This window comes from Aequorivita vitellina, assembly GCF_022008365.1.
GTDB lineage: Bacteria > Bacteroidota > Bacteroidia > Flavobacteriales > Flavobacteriaceae > Aequorivita > Aequorivita vitellina.
Map to the genome: position 1 here is coordinate 1 of NZ_JAIRBA010000042.1, position 21407 is coordinate 21407.

Here is a 21407-nt window from a genome sequence, read left to right on the forward strand (position 1 = left end):
GGCCACCTTCCCCTGAATTAACCTTCTTTCTTTTAAATTAAAATATTTAGAAGGGGAAGGAGCGTGTGGTGATGGGGTGAGAATGACGTAGGACGGTAGGATGTAGGACGATAGGACACTTTAGATTTGAGACGTGAGACGTGAGATTTGAGACTTGAATAGTGTGCTAAATTTGGGCACAAAGACAATGATAATGGGGATTGGCGAGGCACTTCGACTGCGCTCAGTGTGACATATTGGATGGAGATTTGAGATTTGAATCTAGAAGCTAGAAACTAGAGTCTAGAGTCTAGACTAAAAACGGTCAACTCTAATCAGGGAAGTTCACGCTTTAGATTTGAGGTATTAGTTATATTTGAGGTATTAGATTTGAGATTTGAGACTTGAGATGGGTGAGCCAAATTTAGGCCACAAAGTGAATGGGAATGGGATTGGGGATTGACGAGGCACTTCGATTGCGCTCAGTGTGACAGATTTGATGATTTCATCGCATTTGGGTGACCACGAATGCGCAAATAAATTTTAAAGATGGTTGATGGGTTGTCTCGAATATCCTTATGTTTCTGGGGATGTGGGTGAAGATCAAAAATGAAATTGAAATCGAAAACGAAATCGAAATCGAAGGCGACGTCAATGCTATTTAGGTTTGTGGGCTTGATTGACTTTAAGCAAACCCTTCACCTACCTCCTCGCCATTGTCCTGCCGCTAAAGAGTTGTTTCGTAAAACCTCACTCCCCCTCAAAAGTCCGATACCTCGTAAGCAGGGCATAAAACGCCCCATAAGAAATAAACCCCACCGCAGTAATCGCCATTAAAATTCTACCGATGGCAGATTGATCTAAAAAAGAAAAGGCATCTTGAATGCCTTTAATCTCGTGGTTGTCGGTGTAAATGCCAGCGCGGAAAAAGAAATAGGCAATGATGGCCACCACAAAAGCGCGGGCATAAAAACCAAACTGCCCCACTACTCTTATAAAACCAGAGCCTTTTTGTCCTTCCAAATTAAATTGGTCTAAAAGCCCGCCTTTTAATACCCCTACAATTAATACCACCGCTTGAACGGCTAAGATAATTCCGACGCCAATAAATATATACGAAAGGGTTACCGGACCTATAAAGTCTAAATACTGCGAATTAGAATCGTCTGAAATGGTATAGGTAAACAGGTGATAAAAGCATAGAAAAGCCACCACCACATAAACCAAACCCGTAGTGAAAAGTCCGAAGCGACGCATTTGCGCCTTTCGGTCTGTGCCAATATTTTCGGGATCGTTGAAGGTTTGTACAAACATCCAAAACGAATAGCAGAGCAGGCCTACGCCCAATAGCAACAAGAGTACTTGCCCAAAAGGTTGCCGTTTTAAAAAAATGAGCGCCTGATTGGTGCCCGAACTTTCACCACCCATATTTAAAGCCGCCAATAAAGACAAGGTTCCGATTACCAGATAAATAATGCCTTTGGAAACAAAACCAATAACGGCAACGGTTTTAAAAGAGTTTTTCACAGGCTGATTTGCTTTTTATAAATTTGTTTGTGGGTAAAGTTACGATTAGAAACTGGTTAATTTGTGAATTTGTTGATTCGTTAATTTGTGTTTCGTTGATTCGTGAATTGTGATTTGTTAATTCGTTAATTTACTGGGTGGAAGGTTGGGGAGTTGAATGTGGTTTATTTTTCTAATAAGATTAATTACGGTTACACCCCTTTTCTAATTTTTGACAAATCTACGGTTTGGGCGAGGTGTGCGGCTACACTGGCAGTTTTAGAGAGGGTATTGCCAGCCCATTTAAGTTGTGCCACGGGATTGGCTTTTATTTCTTCAAGTATTTTAAAAAGGAATTGCACAGAATCGGCTGCATTGTCCAGCAACGAATTGGGATGTTTTAGACTGTTACTTAATTCTTTAGAAATTTCCAATCCGCCTTGTTTTAAAGATTTTAAAATGAAAGGAACTGTAAGTGCTTTATACGAAGGATAGGTACCTTCAAAAATACCTGCAATAATATCGGCATATTCTTTGTCTTCTTTTGCCCGGGCTATTAAAACGGTGAGAATTTTCATCCACACTTTTGTGAGGGTTTTGTTGCGGGGAAATTGCACCAACAAATTTGAAAGTGCAAAGTCGTACCCCACCTCTTCATTTACTTTTTTGGAATAAGTGCTTAAAGCTGTTTCGGAAAATTCATCTGCGGGTACGCAATTTATTATGGTTTCGGCTGCCCATCGGGAACTCAATAGGGCGTATTGAATACCATCGCCGCTTAGTGGGTTTATAAGTCCGGCCGCCTCGCCTATCAGCATTACTCTATCGCTACATAACTTCTGTGAAGCGTTAAAAAACGTAATAGGCCAGCCCTCCATTTTTGCTTCCAAAGAACCTTTCCCAATGCGTTTTGCAATTTCGGGATGGGTGGCAATGTGCTCTGTGAGCAGTTTTTTTATATGATCTGGTTTCTGTGGAAAGGTTTGCGAAATCATTGCCATTCCTATATTAGCGTCATTTTTTCCTTTTGGAAACATCCAAAATATACCCGGAAAGCCTTCTTCGCTAAAATAAATATCAACCCTATCTGTAGGGCCGTTTACGTTATTGTAATAGGCACGAAGCCCCAACAGTTGATAATCCTTTGAAGGGGAATTGCCGCGCATTTGCCGCGCTATTATCGATCTGCTACCATCCGCGCCAACCACCAGTTTTGTTTTTATAAGCTGCTGATCCGCGTCGGTTTTTACGGTAACCAAGGCCGCATTGGGGGTGATTTTATATTTTACAACACGAGATTCCTCTAAATAGGTAGCGCCTGCTTTTTTTGCCGCCTCGTAAATCATGGCGTCCAGTTCTATGCGGGGGATGATTCTGGCGTGATATCGTAAATGTTCAGGTTTGGCGAGATTGATAAATACATTATCATTTTTTAAAAAGAGGCCCACTTTTTTTATTTCGTTGGCTTTGGCAAATTTCTGGGTTCGGGTAATACCCATTTTGTTTAATTCGGCCAACGCAATTGGGCTAACGCCATCGCCACAAACTTTATCACGCGGAAATTTCGCTGCCTCCACCACGATAACTTTTACCCCTTTTTTTGCCAAATGAAAAGCCAGCGCACTTCCCGAGGGACCTCCGCCGGAGATAAGCACATCGCAGTCATAGTTTATTTTGGGTTTTACGGTTAGCATAGTTTAGTATTCGCGGTCTATCATATAAATAATAATGTTTTCTATTAAGCTTTTGTCTTCGGAATCGGGCAGTCTTGAAAAGATGGTATAGAATTCTTTGAGTGCTGCGCCCGCCAAATATTGGGCTGTATTTTTGGCGTGCGTAATGGAACCGTAAGTGTGCATCAATTCTAGGATTTCCAGCGCATCCGCATTTTTTCTTTGCCGAATGGGGAGGGAGAGAAATTTTGAAATCGTCCTGAGCTCTTCCGGCTTGCAAGTTGCCATTAAATGAATAAGCATTAAGGTGCGTTTGCCTTCTAAAATATCGCCACCAATTTCCTTTCCATATTTTTCTTCATCGGCTATAAGGTTTAACACATCGTCTTGTATCTGAAAAGACGTACCCATAAAATAGCCTAAGCGATCAAATTTTTCAGGATTCACCCTTCCTTTAGTACCGATAATTGCCCCAATCCTAATTGGATGAATACAGGTGTACCAACAGGTTTTTTTAAGTATCATCCGCAGGTAATCTGCTTCCATTAAATTGGCGGTATTGTCTTTTCGCCAGCCCAGTTCCATTGCTTGCCCTTCCACCGATTCAGTAACCATATGTTGCACTTCCATAAAAATCTGCATTGCCACTTTATCGCCCAGCACTTCCCTATTTTTGAATAATGGATAAAGGCCGAGCACTTGCATAGCATCGCCCACATTTATGGCAATTGCAGTATTGGTGCTTTGGTGTAGCGTGGGTTTATTTCTTCGGAAAAAACTCTCGTCCTCCACATCGTCGTGAATTAGGAATGCGTTGTGAAGCAGTTCTAAACAAACAGCAGAATTTGAAGCATCGTCCTGCTTACCGCCAAAGGCTTTGCAAGCGGCGATGCAAAGGCCGGGTCTAAAACCTTTTCCACCGCGGTTGGGGTATTCAGCTAAAAGATTGTACAAATATGCGCGGGGTTCCTTATCTGGAATATAATTGTGGATCCCTTTTAAAGTTTCGGCACCGTAATCTGCCAGCATTGCTTTCATTGAAAGGGTGTCCATAATTTTTAAGGGATTACAACTACATTGAGAACTACTTTTACGAGGGCATTTTCGGAATCTGTAATTAGGGCATTATAAGTGCCGGGCTGTGCATTTTTGGGCAGGGAGAGCTTCACGTTTACTTCTCTTTCTTCCTTTGGTTTTAGGGTAAGGTTGAGTGGTGTTATTTTTAGGGCTCTGCCGTTTATACTCTGACCATTGGGACCGAAGAGTGACGTTTTTTGAAAGCTAATTTTAGCGGCTTTTTCTGAATCTTCAAAAAGAGTAAAGGTGAAATTTTCTGATTGTCCGGGTTGCAGTGGCTGCTCTGTTTCCAGGAGGGTAAGCGCAGGGCTTGGCTTTACAATAGCTGCTTCAGCTTTTTCGGCTTTGGCATTTTCACTTTCGGTTAAGTTATTCACCTTATTGGTAAGCGCAGTTATGGCATCCAAAAAGAGGTCGACTGCCTCGTGGGTGTCTCTGCGAATGCGATTCATAAGATCGTCTGGATCGCTTCGGATGTTGTCCACATCCAATACTTTCTTTTCAATTTTTTTAGCAGCTAAGATACCAGCAGCTATTTCTTCTTCCAGCACGTTGACCGCAGAATTGATAACTTTTTGGGCACTGGAAAGTATTTCTTCATTTTTTATTCCCTTGAGAATATCGTCTGCCAATTTCCTGCTTCCACTACTCTTTTTTTGTTCGTTTGGTTTTTTGGCGGCCATTTCCAGTGGTTTTTATGGTTTTTGCAATAGATTTTTTAGCGGATTTTGCAGTAGATTTTTTAGCGGGTTTTTCAACAGGTTTTTCGGCTATTGTAAGTTTAATTAGAAAATATGCAGGTTCAAAACCCAGCACTTGTACTTTGCTTTGGTAAATGCCCAAACGCACATCGTTGTTAACCGAAATTTGAATGGTTACCGTTTGTGATTGGCCTGCCGCTAATGTGAATGATTGGGGGTTAAATACAGTGGGAAATTTTTGTGTGTTCGCGGGAACTTCTTCATTTAAATAATCTGAATTTATTAATTGGCAGGTAGCTTCTTCACTTTTAATATTATCTAATAGAAATTGTAAGTTTACGCGGTTGCCAGCAAAAGTTGTAGCAGACAGTACGAAGGAAGGTTCTTCAGCGCTTTCCTCCGTTTCTCCCGCAGCATCTTCGGATGCGGGATTAAATGCTTTTTTGGTTATGGCAAATCCCAAATCCATCATGTTTTTATAATGATCGAGGTTCATTTTTGTAAATGAAGTAAATGCCCCCATCAGCACCTCTGGCTGAAAGAGATTGAAGTTTTTAAGTTCTTTGCCCGAATTTCCAAATTCCTTAAACAATTCTGTGCTCTGTTTTAAATAGTGCTTGTTTACTTCTACGGTTTTTCGGAAAAGGCTTTCAACACCTTTTGAAAAATCATCCTTCTGTTCGCTCATCTTTTTGGTTATAAACATTTTTCAATGGCCTCACATTGTCTTTAATTTTGTGTGTTTGTGGTTCGCAATAAAAATGCGACTGCCAGCTTTGCCATTTTAATTTGTATTTATTTTCGTTGTAAGGAGTCACGTTAATTTGGTTGTGGTCGTTAACATTTAATGTGAAACACACGTTTTGATTTATCTCTTTTTCACGAATTACTATTTCGGCTTCATAGGTAGTGCCGTTGCTGTAATTGCTTAAATCTAGCATCATTAAAACGCGTTCGCTGCGACCGGGTTCTAACGACACGCTGTTTTTGTTTAAAGCGGGCTGTGTAGGCGCTAAATTGCCATCGGCATCTTTTAATTCACGTAAACCGAGACGGTAGGTTTTTTGGGTGTTGCAGTTGTTGGTTATAAGAAAAGGAACAATAATACGCTCGCCAGCCATAGCTTGCCTGTAGATTGAAGCAATGCAATGTGGCAGACAAGTTTCTTCTGGGGGGCAGCATTTGCTCTTTTTTCCCGTGCCAAAAATATTAAGGGTAGGAAGGCCACTTTCAGAAATATTCCGATTGAAATTAGCCATGTTTTCAACCATATTTTCCACTAAGGGTTGCATGGCTTCCAGCGAAACATTGGTCATTTTCTGAAAATTATCCGTTAGCATTTTAGGGAGTGAATTATCACTTTGATTGTTTTTCATAACTTAAGTTTTTGTTGTTTCTCTATGTGATTTTATCACCACCGAAATATCTTTATCCCAAAACCTGAAATTGCCATCGTAGTCGCGATTGGCTTCGGCGTTTTTAGGAATCGTAAAGTTTATGTGCAACAACAGCGAGTCACCGGGCTGCACAATTTGGTTGTGTTCTTCCACAGAAATAGACACCCAATCTGTAAGATTTTCTTTTAGATTTCTGGTTACTTCGTCTAAGGTTGACATTAAATCGTCTTTGCCTTTTTCTCTAAATCCTTTGCCAAAAGCGCGACAAAGCAAGTCCATATCTAACATGGCTGCGTGTTTTAATTCAGGCACCTGAAACGGCATATTGCCTTTGTTAATTAAAGTAAGTACTGCCACGTGGGTTGTTCCGGGGGCAGTATTTTGAAACGTAAACTGCGTAGGAAAAACCTCGATGTTAATTGTAGGCTGTACTATCATTTTTACTTTGTGCATTTGCTCGCCCAACATTATATGGCTTTCATACGTCCCCGGCGGAGTGGTTGGGGGAAGTTCGTGATTTACTGTTTCCTGTTTTTGTTCTCCGGGACGCAGTCTAAATGAAAAACGCAAAAAATCTTGAGTACCTTTTTGCTGCTTTTTATTTTTAGCTACCAGCGCCAAGGTCTTTATACGCAGGGGGTCACTTTCAATATTCTCGAATTGAATATTACCTTGTAAACTTGATGGAGGACCGTTAAGGACGATCTCCTTCTCCATTATCTTTATTTTTTCCTGATGGGAATTAGCTGAAACGATTTTCATGATTTTTTCTTTTTACTGGCTACTTCTTCAACCTTTGTTTTCCCTTGATGCGTTTCATGGGTTGAGCGTTCTGGAAAAGGCCTGGTATCTGGCTCGCAGCACTCGTCTTCGCAACGTTCGGCCGCTGTGGGAACATAAGGCTCGGTTATAACTTGGCTTTCGCCGCCCATACAAACATTCAGCACTTCTACCCCAAGCATTTTCACACATATATTGGAATAGTTGGGGATACGCACCCGAACCTTCATCATGTCTTTAATATCGTCTAAGGTGAATCGCGGCAGGTTTAAAATTTCAATTTTGCTATCTGTACTTACGGGTTCGTTGGGGTCGCCTTTAAGTTTCAGTACATTGTCTGTTTCTAGTTTACCACTTACAACAGTTTGGATGCTTCCACCGTGATTGGCGTTAAAGCCGCCAGATAATCGGGTATCAAGGCCGCCGTCTATGGTTGAGTCCACATCAAAAATACCGCTGGGCTTTATTGTGTGGGTGTACGTTTGTGGAATTGTTGGCATACTCATAGGAATAAAATTTTAATTCTCTCAAAGTTAGGGGATTATAATGTTAAAAGTTAAATTTAAAGTATAATTTTTTACTTTAAATACAAAGTTTTAACATATAAGCTGAAAAAAAACAAATACTCAATTAATATGAAACAGCGGGTTTGATGTATTGTTTTTGTGAAGGGTTGAAGCAGCCCAATAGGTGCGTAAAAAGAAGAAATTGAGATATTTTCAATACGATACTGTAGTGTGTTATTCTAAATGTTCTATCAATTTTTCGAAACCAAGAATATCGTCTTCCAGTCCCATTTTACGGCGAAGCGCAGCCTTTTTTGATGTTACTTGTTCCTTGCTAAGGCCCATAAGCGAAGCGATTTCTTTAGTGGACAGCTGAAGTTTTAACATACAGCAAAAAGCAATTTCGTTATCAGATAAATTGGGGAACATTTCTGAAAGTTGTTTGGCGAATGCAGGGTGCACCTCTACAAATTTGCCTTTAAAGTATTTCCAATAATTATTCTGGCTCAGCAATTCATTTAATTTTTCGGCTAGCACTTGCGAGCTCTCCGGATTTTCGCGATGTTCTAAAAGCTCCAATATTCGGTTTTGGAGGTCAGACATTTCTAAAGACACCTCCACCAATTCCCTTTCCTTATTAATTAGGGTTTTTTCGCGCTCTATTCGCAATTGGTTTTGGAGGGTGTTTTTTTCTTCTAAAACTCTTTTAGAGTTTTCTAAGGTCGCTACAAGTTTCTGTTGCATTTTTAATTTGTTTCTACTAGAAATAAAAAGAACAATCCCAATAACAAGAATGAGGGCCAAGCTCAATACGCTAAGCATTAATATTTTGTCCTTTTTATTATTATACTCCAATAAAAGTTCGTTGTTGCTTGCTAGAACTAGGTTGTTTTCGCGTTGAAGCTCGTTTTGATATTTCTCTTGTAACTCTAGTGCCTTAGCTTCATTGACAGCGCTGTGAAGTGAGTCTTTTACAAAATCTATACGTTCAAAAGCTTGTAATGAATTTTCTACCATCCCCATTTGACTATAGGTCGCTATGGCCTGTTTTAAGAAGGCGATTTCGTTATCGGCATTCATTTTTAACCTCTTCGATTTGGAGGTGGCTTGTACCCTTTTTATTACAGCTAAAGCTGTATTATATTGCTTCTGTTTATTTAAAAACTCTAAATAGCGCACACTGGTTTCCATAAAGCGTGGCGATTTTAATTGATATAAACCTTGGTGTGCTTTTTCAAATGCCTGACGGGCTTTTTCAATTTTACCGCTGGCTTCATAAACATACGCAAGATTACTAAGGCTAAGCCACATATACTCTATATTATTTAGGGTTTTAAAACCGTCAACCACTTCGTTTAAAGCTGCTTCGGCGTCGCTGTAATTTTCCTCTAATTGAATTAAACAGTCGGCATATGTTAAAAGTGTGCTGTAATAATTGGTGCCTTTGTTTTGCGAAAATGTGGGTAAAACCTCTTCATAAATATCTCTTGCAAAGGCGTAATCACCTTTGTTATAATACAAATTTGCCAGCTTTTGTTTTACTACATGTAGTTCTCTTGTGTTTTGTTCTTCACTTAAAATGGCTATTGATTTTTTTAGATATTCCAACGCTTTTTCGCTGTTAAGCATATAGTTATAGTTGGAAGCCATTTCGCCATAAGCTCTGCCTACCCCAGCTTGGTAATTTGCTCTTTTAAACATTTCTATCGCTTTTTCACTCGCCTCCAAAGATTCGTTATATCGCGATCCAATACGGTAATTAATAGCTAAATTAAGATACATTTCGCCGTGGACTTTGGGGTAATTTTCAGTGTACTCCAAAGCTTTTTTCATGTAAAATTCAGAAGAATCCAATATTGCCAATTTGTTATACTGAATACCTATATGGCTGTAGGTTTTACCAATAACCGTGTCGTGAAGTTGCGAAGCGTGGTCCAATAGCCGAAACATATAATACTTTACCGAATCGGGCTTAGAAGGGGCGTTTTCAATCTGCTGCTTAATTTTAGATATTTCGGGAGTTTGCGCTTCAACATATACTATTTGAAGGAGCAAAAGAAATATTAAAATCAACTTGTCCATTAAGAGGTTTGAGCAATAAATATAAATCAATTCCTTTTAACCGAGCTAAAAAATATTGATTTTCAGCCTTTTTAATCGCATCGACACCATATTACACGCACTAAATTTCATTGAAATAAGCAACATTTTTGAGCGATAAATTGTTTTAGAAATAACGACTCCACAACAGCAGCATCGGACTATTTCCAATTAATAGGAATAATTCCAATTATTTTAAGGGGTTTTATATATCTTTGTTATTTCCCAGCAACAAATAAATGCATTCACAACTTTTCGCAATTATAGATGTAGAAACAACCGGCGGTGGCATTGCCGGCAACCGCATTACCGAAATATGCATCGCACTTTTGAAAAATGGTGAAGTAGTAGATAAATATACTACTTTGGTAAACCCTGAGCGCGATATTCCGCAGTACATTACTACCCTAACAGGAATTAATAATGAAATGGTGGCCAATGCCCCGCGCTTTTTTGAAGTTGCCGAAAAAATAGAGGCGTTTACAAAAGACGCCATCTTTGTAGCCCATAATGTAAGTTTTGACTACAATGTAATCCGCGGGGAATTTCGTCTTTTGGGGCAACATTACAATCGGAAAAAGCTGTGTACCGTTCGGCTTTCGCGCAAATTAATTCCTGGACATCTGTCTTATAGTTTGGGAAGACTTTGCACTACTATAAATATTCCGCACCTCAACCGCCACCGCGCAGAAGGCGATGTTGATGCTACGGTTATTCTTTTTCAACGCCTGCTTTCGTTAGATGAAGATTGGGAAACGATTAATCAATTTCTCAATCCGCGTTCAAAGCAAGCCACGCTTCCACCCCATCTGCCTGCGGAACAGATAGACGAACTTCCCGAAGAGGCTGGAATTTATCTTTTCAAAAACCAAAAGCATAAAGTTATTTACGCGGGGAAGGCGAAGAATATAAAGAAGCGTGTACTCTCTCATTTTTACAGTAAAAAGACGAAGGAATATCAATTGGGGCAAGAGACGCATTTTATCGATTTTGAACTTACGGGCAACGAATTGTTGGCGCTTTTGGTAGAATCGGAACACATTCGGAAGCATTACCCCAAATATAACCGTGCGCAGAAATGGCCCGCAACAACCTATCAGATTATCAGTTATGAAAATCAGCGCGGCATCGTGCAATTGGCTTTGGGAAAGACAAAGACGCAGAACGATTCTGTAAGTACGTTTTACAATAGAACCGAAGCCATCGAAAAACTAGAAGAAATATGCGAGACTTTTAAACTATGTCCGCGTTTTTGCACCTTGCAAAGCAATTCGGAAAAATGTTCGCACTACCGTATCAAAAACTGCGAAGGGATTTGTGAAGGCACCGAAAACGTTGAAGATTACAACGCAAAAGTGGCGGCCGCCCTACAGTCATTAAAAGATAACACTTTAAGTTTTGCCATTCAGGGAAAAGGAAGGGTTAAAGATGAGATAGGCTTTGCCTTTGTTATGGACGGACAGTATAAAGGTTATGGCTATTTTGACAGGAACGACGCCATTTGCAATATTGAAGATTACGAGCCTTTTTTGAAACTGCAGCAAGCAACGTATCACACCCACGCAATTATTAGGAGTCATCTTAAAAAGCAAGGTGAGCGGAATGTGGTGCATTTTGAAAAACCGATTCAACTTAAAAACAAACGGGCTACGAAAGTAAAGAAATCTTCAAGTAAAAGAGCCTCTGAAAATGTTTTTAGTCACTGGAATTTAGGGTGAACAGACACTCCTAGCCTCCCCTTGAAAAGGAAGGAATAAAATTGATACTACTAATTAGATTTAATATTAAACAAATAAGGTTAGGGCAATTTAGCGAATAGTATTTCATCAAAGTTTGTGATTACTCTATCTGCTTTGCTGTAATCCTGGTTGGCAGAATTTGGGCTTTTAAAACCTACGCAGTAAATATTTGCGGCTTTTGCAGCGGCTATTCCGTTGGTGGAATCTTCAATAACCATGCAATTGTCACGGTGTTCGCCCGCGAGTTGTGCGGCTTTTATAAATATCTCGGGATGGGGTTTTGAGGCTTTTAAATCGGCGCCGCTAATTTTAGCTTTAAAATATTTGTTGAGATCAAACCTATCAAAAATACGGTTGATGTTAGCCATAGAAGCAGACGAAGCCAAAACCAAAGTTAAGCCGTTGCTGTGATAATCTTTTATAAGATCGTGAACGCCATCTATCAAAGCAAGACTGGAGTCGTTTTCAAAGAGATATTTAAAGTGTTTTCGTTTTATTGAAACCAAATTTTCGGGAGTTTCTGAAAGCTCAAAATGCTGGCATAAGGTTTTGCAAATTGGCAATGTAGCTTGGCCTGTAAAAGAATCGTACAATGTTTCGCCTACATTAATATTTACTTCATCGAACATATTGAAATACGCTTTTCGGTGTAAGGGCTCTGTATCTACAATTACCCCATCCATATCAAAAAGTACAGCTTTTAGCATTTTATATTTTTTTTGTGAAGGCAAAGAAAACAAATCTTTTCAAAATTATCCCTTCAAAGTAAGATTGACTTCGATTAAACTTGGGTTTCTTGTTTTAGTTGCGCTAACAATTCAAAAGACTTTAATCTGGACTGCTGATTGTGAATATGTGCAACCGTAATTAATTCATCTACTCTTGTTTCAGAAATAAAACGAACTAGTTTTTCACGCACAGTTTTCTGACTTCCCACAAAAGTGTATTGCATCATTTTTAAAATTTGGGCTTCTTCCATTGGGCTCCACAGTCCGTTCATACTTTTAACTGGCGGCGGAAGTGGCGCGCGCGTATTTCGGATAATATTCAGCATAAAAAGTTTCATGCTCGTTGCCAGAAATTCTGCCTCCTCATCTGTATCCGCCACCACCACATTTACACATGCCATTGAATAGGGCTTTAACAATTGGTTTGAAGCTTCAAAATTACGGTGGTATAATCCAAGCGCATCGTGCAGATGGGTTGGCGCAAAATGGCTGGCGAAGGCATAGGGCAAACCGAGGGCTCCCGCCAGTTGAGCGCTAAAAGTGCTGGAGCCCAAAAGGTATAATGGCACTTCTAAGCCCTCGCCCGGAATGGCGCGAACGGGGCTGTGTGCATTGTTTTTTGAAAAATATTGCTGTAATTCCTGAATATCGTTTGGGAAGTCGTTTACCGTTTCGGTTCGCTCGCGTCTAAGCGCTCTTGCTGTAAGTTGATCGGTTCCCGGCGCACGGCCCAAGCCCAAGTCTATTCGGTTTGGATACAGCGTGGCGAGGGTACCAAATTGTTCCGCGACGATAAGTGGCGCGTGATTGGGCAACATAACCCCGCCCGAACCTACGCGAATGGTTTTTGTGTTTTCGGCCACATAACCAATCAGTACTGGGGTGGCAGAACTCACGAGACTTTCGGCGTTGTGATGCTCAGATATCCAAAAGCGTTTATAGTTCAATTTTTCAACATGTTGCGCCAACGCCACGCTGCTTTCCATAGCCGCTTTATGGCTACTGCCCTCAAGGACGGGAACGAGGTCTAATACTGAAAAAGGGATGTTTATTATTTGTTCTTCGTTAATCATAATATCTAAATTTTGGCTCTTTCATATTGTATGGGCCAAGCCACATCTACATTTAATTCTTTAGCAGCGTTTAGAGGAAAATAAGGCTGCCGAAGACTTTCACGAGCGTAGAGAATCAAGTCTGCTTTTCCTTCTTTTAAAATTGTTTCTGATTGTTCGGCTGTTGTGATTTGACCAACCGCACCCGTTAAAATATCTGCTTCTTTTTTAATTTGCGCGGCAAAACCTGCTTGATAACCCGGCTCGCTGGGAATGGTCGCTTTTGGCACATTACCGCCCGAAGAAACATCAATAAGGTCAACACCTAATTTCTTTAAAGCTATTGCGAGTTTTACAGAGTCGTCAATGGTCCAGCCTCCCTCAGTCCAATCGGTTGCCGAGATACGAACGAAGAGCGGTTTTTCGTCTGGCCATTCAGCGCGGACAATCTCAGTAACTTCGAGCAAGAAGCGAATTCTATTTTCAAAACTACCGCCGTATTTATCGGTGCGTTTATTGGCCAAAGGCGAATAAAACTGATGAAACAGATAGCCGTGGGCAGCGTGAATTTCAACCACGTCATAGCCTGCCATTTTCGCGCGTATTGTCGCGGCTTTATAATCGTTTTTCACTTTTTCAATTCCTTCGGCATCCAAAGCCAGTGGCGCGGGTTCAGTTTCTCTAAATGGCAAAGCCGAAGCAGAAACCGTTTGCCAACCGTTTTTATCTGTTGGCGCAATTTTTTTAGCACCTTCCTGCGGCAATTGATGACTGGCTTTTCTACCGGCGTGTGCCAATTGGATACCTATTAACGCGTTGTGAGCGTGAACAAATTCGACAATTTCTTTGGGTTTTCTAATCTGTTCGTCGTTCCAAAGACCCATATCGCCATAGCTAATTCTGCCTTCGGGTGAAACGGCTGTCGCTTCTTGAATTATCAACCCAAAACCACCAACCGCACGACTGCCCAAATGCACTAAATGAAAATCGTTTGCATAGCCGTCAACGCAGCTATACATACACATAGGCGAAACGACTGTTCGGTTTTTAAAGGTTGTGTTTTTAATTTTTAATGGGGAAAAGAGGATGCTCATATTATTGTTTATTCTCTGTTATTATTGTTTATTGTTATTTATTTTATGTTTGAATACTACAGAAACTTCAAAAATCTGAGGAACTTTCTATTCTTTAAATATTCGAAATTTTGTTCGTGATTATACGCTTCTCTTTCAAAGGAAATATTTCGATATGCTTGATACTGATTTTTATATTGAAACCAGCGAACTAAAAACTCAATCCCGTACCATAAATAGAAAAACACCAACAGCAATTCGGCTTGTTGGCGAAGGTGAATGCTTTCGTGATTTATAAAAACAACATCTTCTTTTAACGCATGATGCTTTAAAATCACAAACGGCCAAAGGGTGATTCCACTGAAGTTTTTTCGGAAGAGTTTTGGACGGATGAGTAAAATCACGTTTATATAAAATTGGCACTTCGACTGCGCTCAGTGTAACATATTAATTAATTGAAAATCGGGATTCCAATTAACGAATCCCGAAATAACAAATCACGAGTTTATTGTTTTAAAAACTGTCGCAATACATATTGCAGAATGCCTTCATTTTGATAATAGGCAACTTCAATTGGGGAATCCAATCTTGCAACTACTTTAAATTCAACTTTCTTGCCATCTTCGGTTGTGGCAGTTACGGTTACCTTTTTTAAAGGCGTTAAATTGTTTTCAATACCCGTTATACTGAAATATTCCTTTCCGGTAAGGCCGTGTTCTTTAGCAGATTCGCCTTTTAAATATTCTAGGGGTAGCACGCCCATCATAATTAAATTACTTCGGTGGATACGTTCGTAGCTTTCTGCCAAAACGGCTTTCACTCCCAAAAGAATGGTTCCTTTGGCAGCCCAGTCGCGAGAGGATCCGCTACCGTATTCTTTACCGGTGAGTACAATAAGCGGGGTTTTATCTGCAATATATTTTTGTGCTGCATCATAAACCGTCATTTCTTCACCTGAAGAGAGATAAGTAGTATAACCGCCTTCCCTGTTAGCCAATTGGTTTTTTATACGCACATTGGCAAAAGTACCGCGCACCATTACCTCGTCGTTTCCGCGACGCGAACCATAACTGTTGAAGTTTTTTCGTTCAACCCCTTTTGATATTAAGTATTTTCCCGCAGCGGAATCTACTGAAAAAGCCCCTGCCGGCGAAATATGGTCTGTGGTAATACTGTCGCCAAGCATCAGCAAGGCTCTTGCACCTTCAATGTTTTTTAAAGGTTGTGGATCTTCTGAAAGGTTGTGGAAAAACGGCACTTCTTTAATATAGGTAGATTTGTCGTCCCATTGGTAAAGGCTGTCATTTGGCACTTCTAGGTTTTGCCAAATTTCGTTGCCTTCAAATATTTCGTCATAATTCTTTTTAAAATCTGAAGGGGTTAGCACTTCTTTCATCACTGCGTGAATTTCATCGTCGGTGGGCCAAATATCTTTTAAATATACTGGGTTACCATTTCTATCGCAGCTGAGCGGTTCGGTAGTAAGGTCTATGTCAACTCTTCCCGCTATAGCAAAAGCTACAACTAACATAGGTGACATTAAGAAATTCATTTTCACCTGTGCGTGGATTCGGGCTTCAAAATTTCGGTTTCCGGAGAGCACTGAGGTTACTATTAAATCATTTTCATCTACGGCTTTTGAAATAGCAGGTGGCAACGGGCCCGAGTTACCAATACAAGAAGTGCAACCGTAGCCAACTAGATGAAATTGTAAGGCTTCCAAATCTTTAAGCAGGTCTGATTTTTCCAAATAATCTGTTACTACTTTTGAACCCGGGGCGAGCGATGTTTTTACCCAAGGTTTTACATCTATGCCCTGCTCTCGTGCTTTTTTAGCAACCAATCCCGCACCAATCATAACAAAAGGGTTTGAGGTATTGGTACACGAGGTAATTGCAGCAATTGCAACAGCTCCATCTGAAAGCATGTATTTTTCATTGCCGTGTGAAATCCAAACGGTTTTTAACCCATTTTTTGTTTTAGACTCAATTTCAACGTCGGGTTCGGGGTCGTGCGACTGTTCTGCAGGCTGACTTCCGCCTTCTGCTTTCCATCGGATAAGAGCTTCTTCTCTTTCTGAAGGCTCTATGTATGTTCTGCCAAAGGAAGCGTGTTCAAGTTCAATAAATTTTTCTTTTAAATCGGTAAGTAAAATTTTATCCTGCGGGCGTTTTGGTCCAGCAACGCTAGGCATAACTGTAGAAACATCTAATTCTACCACATCGGTATATTCTATTTTATCTTCGTCTTGGCGCCATAACATATTGGCTTTGCAGTAATCTTCAACCAATTTAATTTGTTCCTCACTTCGGTTACTGCTTCGCATATATTCCAAAGTTTTATTATCTATTGGGAAATAGGTAATGGTACAACCAAACTCTGGCGACATATTTCCAATTGTCGCTCTATCTGGCACCGAAAGGTTGTCTAGGCCAGGGCCAAAAACCTCCACAAATTTTCCAACCACGCCGTATTTACGAAGCAGATTGGCGATGGTAAGCACCAAATCTGTTGCCGTAGAACCCACGGGAAGCTTACCTGTAAGTCGCAAACCAATTACTTCGGGACTTATAAAATAGATAGGCTGGCCAAGAATTGCGGCTTCGGCTTCAATACCACCGACACCCCAAGCAACCACGCCAATTCCGTTTACCATTGGAGTATGACTATCTAATCCCACAAGCGTATCTGGGAAAACCATCCCGTCGCGGGCGATGGCACCTTTAGAAAAATACTCGAGGTTTACTTGGTGGCAAATCCCCATTCCGGGTGGCACTACGCTAAAATTATTAAAAGATTTCTGCGCCCATTTTAAAAAGGTATAGCGCTCTATGTTGCGTTTGTATTCTTCTTCCATATTTTGTTGATAGGCATACTGCGCGGCAAAATAGTCTACTTGCACACTGTGGTCTATTACCAAATCAACGGGAATCATCGGGTTTATTTTCGAGGCGTCACCTCCTTTTCGCGCCATTTCGGCACGTAGCGATGCAATATCTACTACCGCGGGAACACCAGTGAAATCTTGCATAAGCACTCTGGCAGGTTTAAAAGCGACGTCTTTTTCACTTTTTTCGGGTTTCCAATTTAAAATAGTATCAAGATGCTCTTTGGTTACAGAAAAGTCGTCGTAATTCCGCAGGGCATTTTCGAGAAGAATTCTTATTGAAAAAGGCAGTTTACTAATGTTATGCCCTTGTTTTTCAAGTTCGGGAAGACTGTAGTACGAGAGTTTATCTTTGGAAGAGTCTAATGTTTTTTTAAGGTTGTAGATATCGTGTTGCATAATGGAGAAAATTTAAGTATTAAAGTTACTAATTATATGCCTCCCTATCACGCAAAGCATTTTGTTTAACAAGGCGTTAACAGATTGGTTTTTATAACAAGAACTTTTAAGAAAATTTCGGAAGCGGTTAATACAATCACGTTTTCTATTGTAAAGTTGGTGTAAGTTCACGCTAGAAATTTTAAAATATATTCGGGTTCTCACCGCCATAAATTGAGCAAACATTAAATTTTGAAATAACAAATGAAGGTTATAATAAGGAGAAAATGCTAAAAAACACCCACGCAGTAAAGTGAAAAAACGGAAGGCTAAAAGGTGTATTAGAAAGTTATAAACATCACTAAACACTTAAAAGTAAGCTATTTTTAAAAAGTGCGTAGTAGGTGCGTAGTGTATTTATTGTTCAAAATTGGTTTGAAAACTACATTTGAGGTATTAAATTAAAACTCAACAAAAAACACGTACGATGATTAAACGTTTTACTTTTCTATTATGCTTTTTAATTGCGGGTATCTCGATAGCCCAAAACAAAATTCTTGAGGATGGCCAAAGTTATAAATCTAAAGTAACCGATCCTTCGGCTAACTTTTACGATATAGTAGCTCAAAAGCGCGCCGAAATGGCTTCGTGGGATATGCGGATAAAAGCGAACCACAAAGCTTATAAACAATTTGAACGCTGGGCTTACATTTGGCGTGATAAAGTGAATGCCGATGGTTCTTTTCCAACAACAGCCAATAGACCGTTAACTGGAGCAAATCTTATTAACACGTTAATGGCGAACCAAAGCCAAAATCGTGGCCCAGGGGATACTTGGACTCAAATAGGGCCAGTAGACAAACCTTTAGAGAACGGTTATGTAGGCTACCCTGGAAAAGGAAGAATAAACGTAATAGCAGAAGACCCCAATAATACAGATATTATGTATGCCGGCTCTGCAGCGGGCGGTGTTTGGAAAACAACTAATGGCGGTGCTCTGTGGTTACCAAAATCTGATTTTTTAGCAGGTTTAGGGGTTACAGATATACTTGTTGATCCTAATAACACAAGCATTATTTATATGGCAACTGGCGATGAAGATGGCGAACATATTTCTTCAATAGGTGTATTTAAATCTACAGATGCAGGTGAAACTTGGAATCCAACTGGACTCACATTTACTTTAGAAGAGAACGAATATATTAGAGATTTGGCATTTGCTCCTAATAGCAGTACCAAGATATTCGCATTGACAAATACTGAAATTAAAGTTACTGTTAATAGCGGTACATCTTGGAGTGATGTTCCTGTTTCGTACCCCTACAGTCCATTTCCCGAAAAATTTCAGAATATTATTTTCGATCCTAATGATGCGATGAAAGTGGTAGTTTCAGATCAATTTGACGCTTTATATTTTTCTACAGACGGGGGTGCAAATTTTGCAATGCACGATATTTATCAAGGAGGAAACAGTCAGAAAAAATTAAAGATAACGAGTTCTGCCAATGATAATGATTATTTCTATGGCGTGAGTGAAGAAGTTAGAGTAAGTGGGGTAATAACCGAAGAGGCTCAATTTAGAAAGTATAGATATGCGTTTACAAATACTGCAGCCGATTTAATAAGCACAACAGATTTAACAGGGTTTAATACACAGCAAGGATACAATCAAAACATAGCTGTTTCTCCAGTAAATAAAATGAATATTTTAGTCGCGGGAGTTAATGGTTTCCGTTCAACTGATGGAGGCGCTACCTTTACAACATTAATGAATGCTTATGATACTCCGCCAGGGGTTGGCTTCTATGTACACGCCGACCACCACCATATTTCGTTTGTTGGAAATACTGAAAACGTTTTAGACGGTCATGACGGTGGTATTCACAAAGGGCCATTTAGTGCAACTACAGCGACTCCTTGGGAAGATATTTCCAATACTTTAGTAATTACACAACCGTATAACATTGCCGTTACACAAGAAGCTAGTGGAGATAATTTTATGATGGCAAACCAAGATAACGACGGTTTTTCAAAAATACTACAAGGCGGTAGTAGAAATTGGCTTTCGGCAGTTGCTGGAGACGGTACGTCAACAGCGATAGATATTGGCAATTCAGATATTAGATATTTAGGAGGCACAAACGGCCAACTGTATCGCGCAGATGCGGGATATGCAGATGGTTACGATCAAGCCGTATATATTTTAGGTTCAAATACTAATGCAGCTTTTGTTTCGCCAATGTCTGTGCATCCTTCGGTAGCTTCCACTATTTACGCTTGTCATGGTGATATTAAAAAATCTACGAATAAAGGTGGAACTGGTATTCCAGCCGACTGGACTGCTTTAGGAACAGGGCTTACAGAAACCCAATTTATTGAAGTTGTTAAAAATGATGATAACACTTCAATTGAAATATACACAATTGGATATGTAGGCAACACATTAACTGCAAAGCGAAGTGATGATGACGGAGGTTCGTGGACAACTTTAACACCTCCTGCGGGACAGTTATTTAATAGTTTTTCTTCTATGCCCAATTCTCCTGTTGTTTATGCAACAGTTTCTGGATATAATGCCGGCAACAAAGTTTATAGGTCTGGAGATAACGGAGCAACTTGGACTAATATTTCAGGAAGTCTGCCTAATATTGTAATGAAGAAAGTGGTTGTCAATAGAACTTCGGCAGATGAAACTCTTTATTTAGGTACAGAATTAGGTCCGTTTATAAAAAACACACCTAGTTCCACTTGGCAAAAAATGGGTACCGGCTTACCTAATGTTAGAGTAGAAGATCTAGAAATAAACTATACCGATAACTTGCTATATATAGGAACTTTCGGTCGTGGTATGTGGAAAATGTCGACTATTACAATTGACACTACTCCTCCAGTACCCGATTTAGCAACTTTGCCAGATGTAAATTCGCAATGTGCAATTAACAGTATTGCTGAGTTAACAATCCCTACGGCTACAGATGATTTTTCGGGACCAATAAATGGTACTACGACGGTAACATTTCCTATAACATCATCAACTACAATCACCTGGACATATACTGATGGTGCGGGTAATTCATCTACGCAAACTCAGAATATTATTATTAACGACACCGCTGCTCCTGTGCCAGATGTAACCACGTTACCTACTGTTACAGAACAATGTATTGTAAACAGTCTACCAGCTCCTTCGGCAACGGATAACTGTGTAGGTGCTATTACTGGAACAACAACTACTAGCTTCCCAATTACAGCTTCAACAACTGTGGTTTGGACTTATACAGATGGCACCAATACTAGTACGCAAAACCAGACGGTAACTATTAACGATACCACTGCTCCCGTACCAGATGTGGCTACATTGCCAACTGTTACAGATGCTTGTAGCGTCGCCAGTTTACCTGCTCCTACGGCGACAGACAACTGTGCTGGCACTGTTACTGGAACGACAACTATTAGCTTCCCAATTACGGCGTCAACAACTGTGGTTTGGACCTACACAGATGGCACCAATACTAGTACGCAAAACCAGACGGTAACTATTAACGACACCACTGCTCCCGTACCGGACGTAACTACATTGCCAACTGTTACAGATGCTTGTAGCGTCGCCAGCTTGCCAGCTCCTACGGCGACAGACAACTGTGCTGGCACGGTTACTGGAACAACAACTACTAGCTTCCCAATTACGGCGTCAACAACTGTTGTTTGGACCTATACAGATGGCACCAATACTAGTACGCAAAACCAGACGGTAACTATTAATGATACCACTGCTCCTGTACCAGATGTAACTACATTGCCAACTGTTACAGAACAATGCAGTGTAACTAG

General features: G+C 40.2%; 16 protein-coding genes. 2 read left to right on the forward strand and 14 right to left on the reverse strand.

All coding sequences use genetic code 11. The features are described 5' to 3' along the window. Positions 1 to 729 precede the first annotated feature (729 nt). The 9 genes from K8089_RS15040 to K8089_RS15080 all read right to left on the reverse strand — a co-directional run bounded on the left by K8089_RS15040 (position 730) and on the right by K8089_RS15080 (position 9701). Complete coding sequence (locus K8089_RS15040; protein ID WP_237604120.1) at positions 730 to 1506, reverse strand: DUF1206 domain-containing protein; 777 nt, start codon at positions 1504 to 1506, stop codon at positions 730 to 732. 191 nt (positions 1507 to 1697) lie between these two features. Beyond that, on the reverse strand, positions 1698 to 3179 hold the full coding sequence (locus K8089_RS15045) for an NAD(P)/FAD-dependent oxidoreductase (RefSeq protein ID WP_237604121.1): 1482 nt from the start codon (positions 3177 to 3179) through the stop codon (positions 1698 to 1700). 3 nt (positions 3180 to 3182) lie between these two features. Beyond that, on the reverse strand, positions 3183 to 4211 hold the full coding sequence (locus tag K8089_RS15050; protein WP_237604122.1) for a polyprenyl synthetase family protein: 1029 nt from the start codon (positions 4209 to 4211) through the stop codon (positions 3183 to 3185). Positions 4212 to 4216: 5 nt separating this feature from the next. Continuing rightward, positions 4217 to 4918, reverse strand: a complete 702-nt coding sequence (locus K8089_RS15055; RefSeq protein WP_237604123.1) for a COG1470 family protein — start codon at positions 4916 to 4918, stop codon at positions 4217 to 4219. Then, positions 4881 to 5624 (reverse strand): hypothetical protein, encoded by a 744-nt coding sequence (locus tag K8089_RS15060; protein WP_237604124.1) that lies wholly within the window; start codon positions 5622 to 5624, stop codon positions 4881 to 4883. The genes K8089_RS15055 and K8089_RS15060 overlap by 38 nt, the downstream gene beginning before the upstream one ends. Continuing rightward, complete coding sequence (locus tag K8089_RS15065; RefSeq protein WP_237604125.1) at positions 5605 to 6312, reverse strand: hypothetical protein; 708 nt, start codon at positions 6310 to 6312, stop codon at positions 5605 to 5607. Before K8089_RS15065 ends, K8089_RS15060 begins: the two co-directional genes overlap by 20 nt. A gap of 3 nt (positions 6313 to 6315) precedes the next feature. Continuing rightward, positions 6316 to 7095, reverse strand: coding sequence for a hypothetical protein (locus K8089_RS15070; protein WP_237604126.1), 780 nt, complete (start codon positions 7093 to 7095; stop codon positions 6316 to 6318). After that, on the reverse strand, positions 7092 to 7619 hold the full coding sequence (locus K8089_RS15075; RefSeq protein ID WP_237604127.1) for a hypothetical protein: 528 nt from the start codon (positions 7617 to 7619) through the stop codon (positions 7092 to 7094). The genes K8089_RS15070 and K8089_RS15075 overlap by 4 nt, the downstream gene beginning before the upstream one ends. Positions 7620 to 7853: 234 nt before the next feature. Further along, the gene (locus K8089_RS15080) at positions 7854 to 9701 is read right to left on the reverse strand and encodes a tetratricopeptide repeat protein (RefSeq protein ID WP_237604128.1); all 1848 of its coding nucleotides are present in this window, start codon (positions 9699 to 9701) and stop codon (positions 7854 to 7856) included. A gap of 257 nt (positions 9702 to 9958) precedes the next feature. Here K8089_RS15080 and K8089_RS15085 point away from each other — a divergent pair, with 257 nt between their 5' ends. Then, a complete protein-coding gene (locus K8089_RS15085) occupies positions 9959 to 11437 on the forward strand; it encodes an exonuclease domain-containing protein (RefSeq protein WP_237604129.1) in 1479 nt (492 codons plus the stop codon). A gap of 80 nt (positions 11438 to 11517) precedes the next feature. Here the strand turns inward: K8089_RS15085 and K8089_RS15090 are convergent, their stop codons facing one another. From K8089_RS15090 to acnA, 5 genes are all read right to left on the reverse strand, one after another. Continuing rightward, complete coding sequence (locus K8089_RS15090) at positions 11518 to 12165, reverse strand: HAD family hydrolase (RefSeq protein ID WP_237604130.1); 648 nt, start codon at positions 12163 to 12165, stop codon at positions 11518 to 11520. Positions 12166 to 12239: 74 nt separating this feature from the next. Then, entirely contained in the window at positions 12240 to 13259 is a 1020-nt protein-coding gene (locus tag K8089_RS15095) for an LLM class flavin-dependent oxidoreductase (protein WP_237604131.1), read from the reverse strand. 5 nt (positions 13260 to 13264) lie between these two features. Further along, positions 13265 to 14332: an NADH:flavin oxidoreductase/NADH oxidase gene (locus K8089_RS15100; RefSeq protein ID WP_237604132.1), complete on the reverse strand. Its 1068-nt coding sequence runs from the start codon at positions 14330 to 14332 to the stop codon at positions 13265 to 13267. Between the two features lie 56 nt (positions 14333 to 14388). Continuing rightward, positions 14389 to 14715: a hypothetical protein gene (locus K8089_RS15105; RefSeq protein WP_237604133.1), complete on the reverse strand. Its 327-nt coding sequence runs from the start codon at positions 14713 to 14715 to the stop codon at positions 14389 to 14391. A gap of 101 nt (positions 14716 to 14816) precedes the next feature. After that, on the reverse strand, positions 14817 to 17597 hold the full coding sequence (gene acnA / locus K8089_RS15110) for an aconitate hydratase (protein ID WP_237604134.1): 2781 nt from the start codon (positions 17595 to 17597) through the stop codon (positions 14817 to 14819). A 466-nt stretch (positions 17598 to 18063) separates the two neighbouring features. On the opposite strand from acnA, the gene K8089_RS15115 reads away from it, so the two are divergent. Continuing rightward, positions 18064 to 21407 (forward strand): WD40/YVTN/BNR-like repeat-containing protein (locus K8089_RS15115; RefSeq protein WP_237604135.1); only part of this gene is annotated, 3344 nt, incomplete at its 3' end.

What these genes read in the sequence shown, in the direction of transcription:
- K8089_RS15100 (WP_237604132.1), bottom strand. Translation starts at nt 14,332, where the DNA reads ATGAGCATCCTCTTTTCCCCATTAAAAATTAAAAACACAACCTTTAAA.
- K8089_RS15045 (WP_237604121.1), bottom strand. Translation starts at nt 3,179, where the DNA reads ATGCTAACCGTAAAACCCAAAATAAACTATGACTGCGATGTGCTTATC.
- K8089_RS15075 (WP_237604127.1), bottom strand. Translation starts at nt 7,619, where the DNA reads ATGAGTATGCCAACAATTCCACAAACGTACACCCACACAATAAAGCCC.
- K8089_RS15080 (WP_237604128.1), bottom strand. Translation starts at nt 9,701, where the DNA reads ATGGACAAGTTGATTTTAATATTTCTTTTGCTCCTTCAAATAGTATAT.
- acnA (WP_237604134.1), bottom strand. Translation starts at nt 17,597, where the DNA reads ATGCAACACGATATCTACAACCTTAAAAAAACATTAGACTCTTCCAAA.
- K8089_RS15055 (WP_237604123.1), bottom strand. Translation starts at nt 4,918, where the DNA reads ATGGCCGCCAAAAAACCAAACGAACAAAAAAAGAGTAGTGGAAGCAGG.
- K8089_RS15050 (WP_237604122.1), bottom strand. Translation starts at nt 4,211, where the DNA reads ATGGACACCCTTTCAATGAAAGCAATGCTGGCAGATTACGGTGCCGAA.
- K8089_RS15095 (WP_237604131.1), bottom strand. Translation starts at nt 13,259, where the DNA reads ATGATTAACGAAGAACAAATAATAAACATCCCTTTTTCAGTATTAGAC.
- K8089_RS15070 (WP_237604126.1), bottom strand. Translation starts at nt 7,095, where the DNA reads ATGAAAATCGTTTCAGCTAATTCCCATCAGGAAAAAATAAAGATAATG.
- K8089_RS15065 (WP_237604125.1), bottom strand. Translation starts at nt 6,312, where the DNA reads ATGAAAAACAATCAAAGTGATAATTCACTCCCTAAAATGCTAACGGAT.
- K8089_RS15090 (WP_237604130.1), bottom strand. Translation starts at nt 12,165, where the DNA reads ATGCTAAAAGCTGTACTTTTTGATATGGATGGGGTAATTGTAGATACA.
- K8089_RS15060 (WP_237604124.1), bottom strand. Translation starts at nt 5,624, where the DNA reads ATGAGCGAACAGAAGGATGATTTTTCAAAAGGTGTTGAAAGCCTTTTC.
- K8089_RS15085 (WP_237604129.1), top strand. Translation starts at nt 9,959, where the DNA reads ATGCATTCACAACTTTTCGCAATTATAGATGTAGAAACAACCGGCGGT.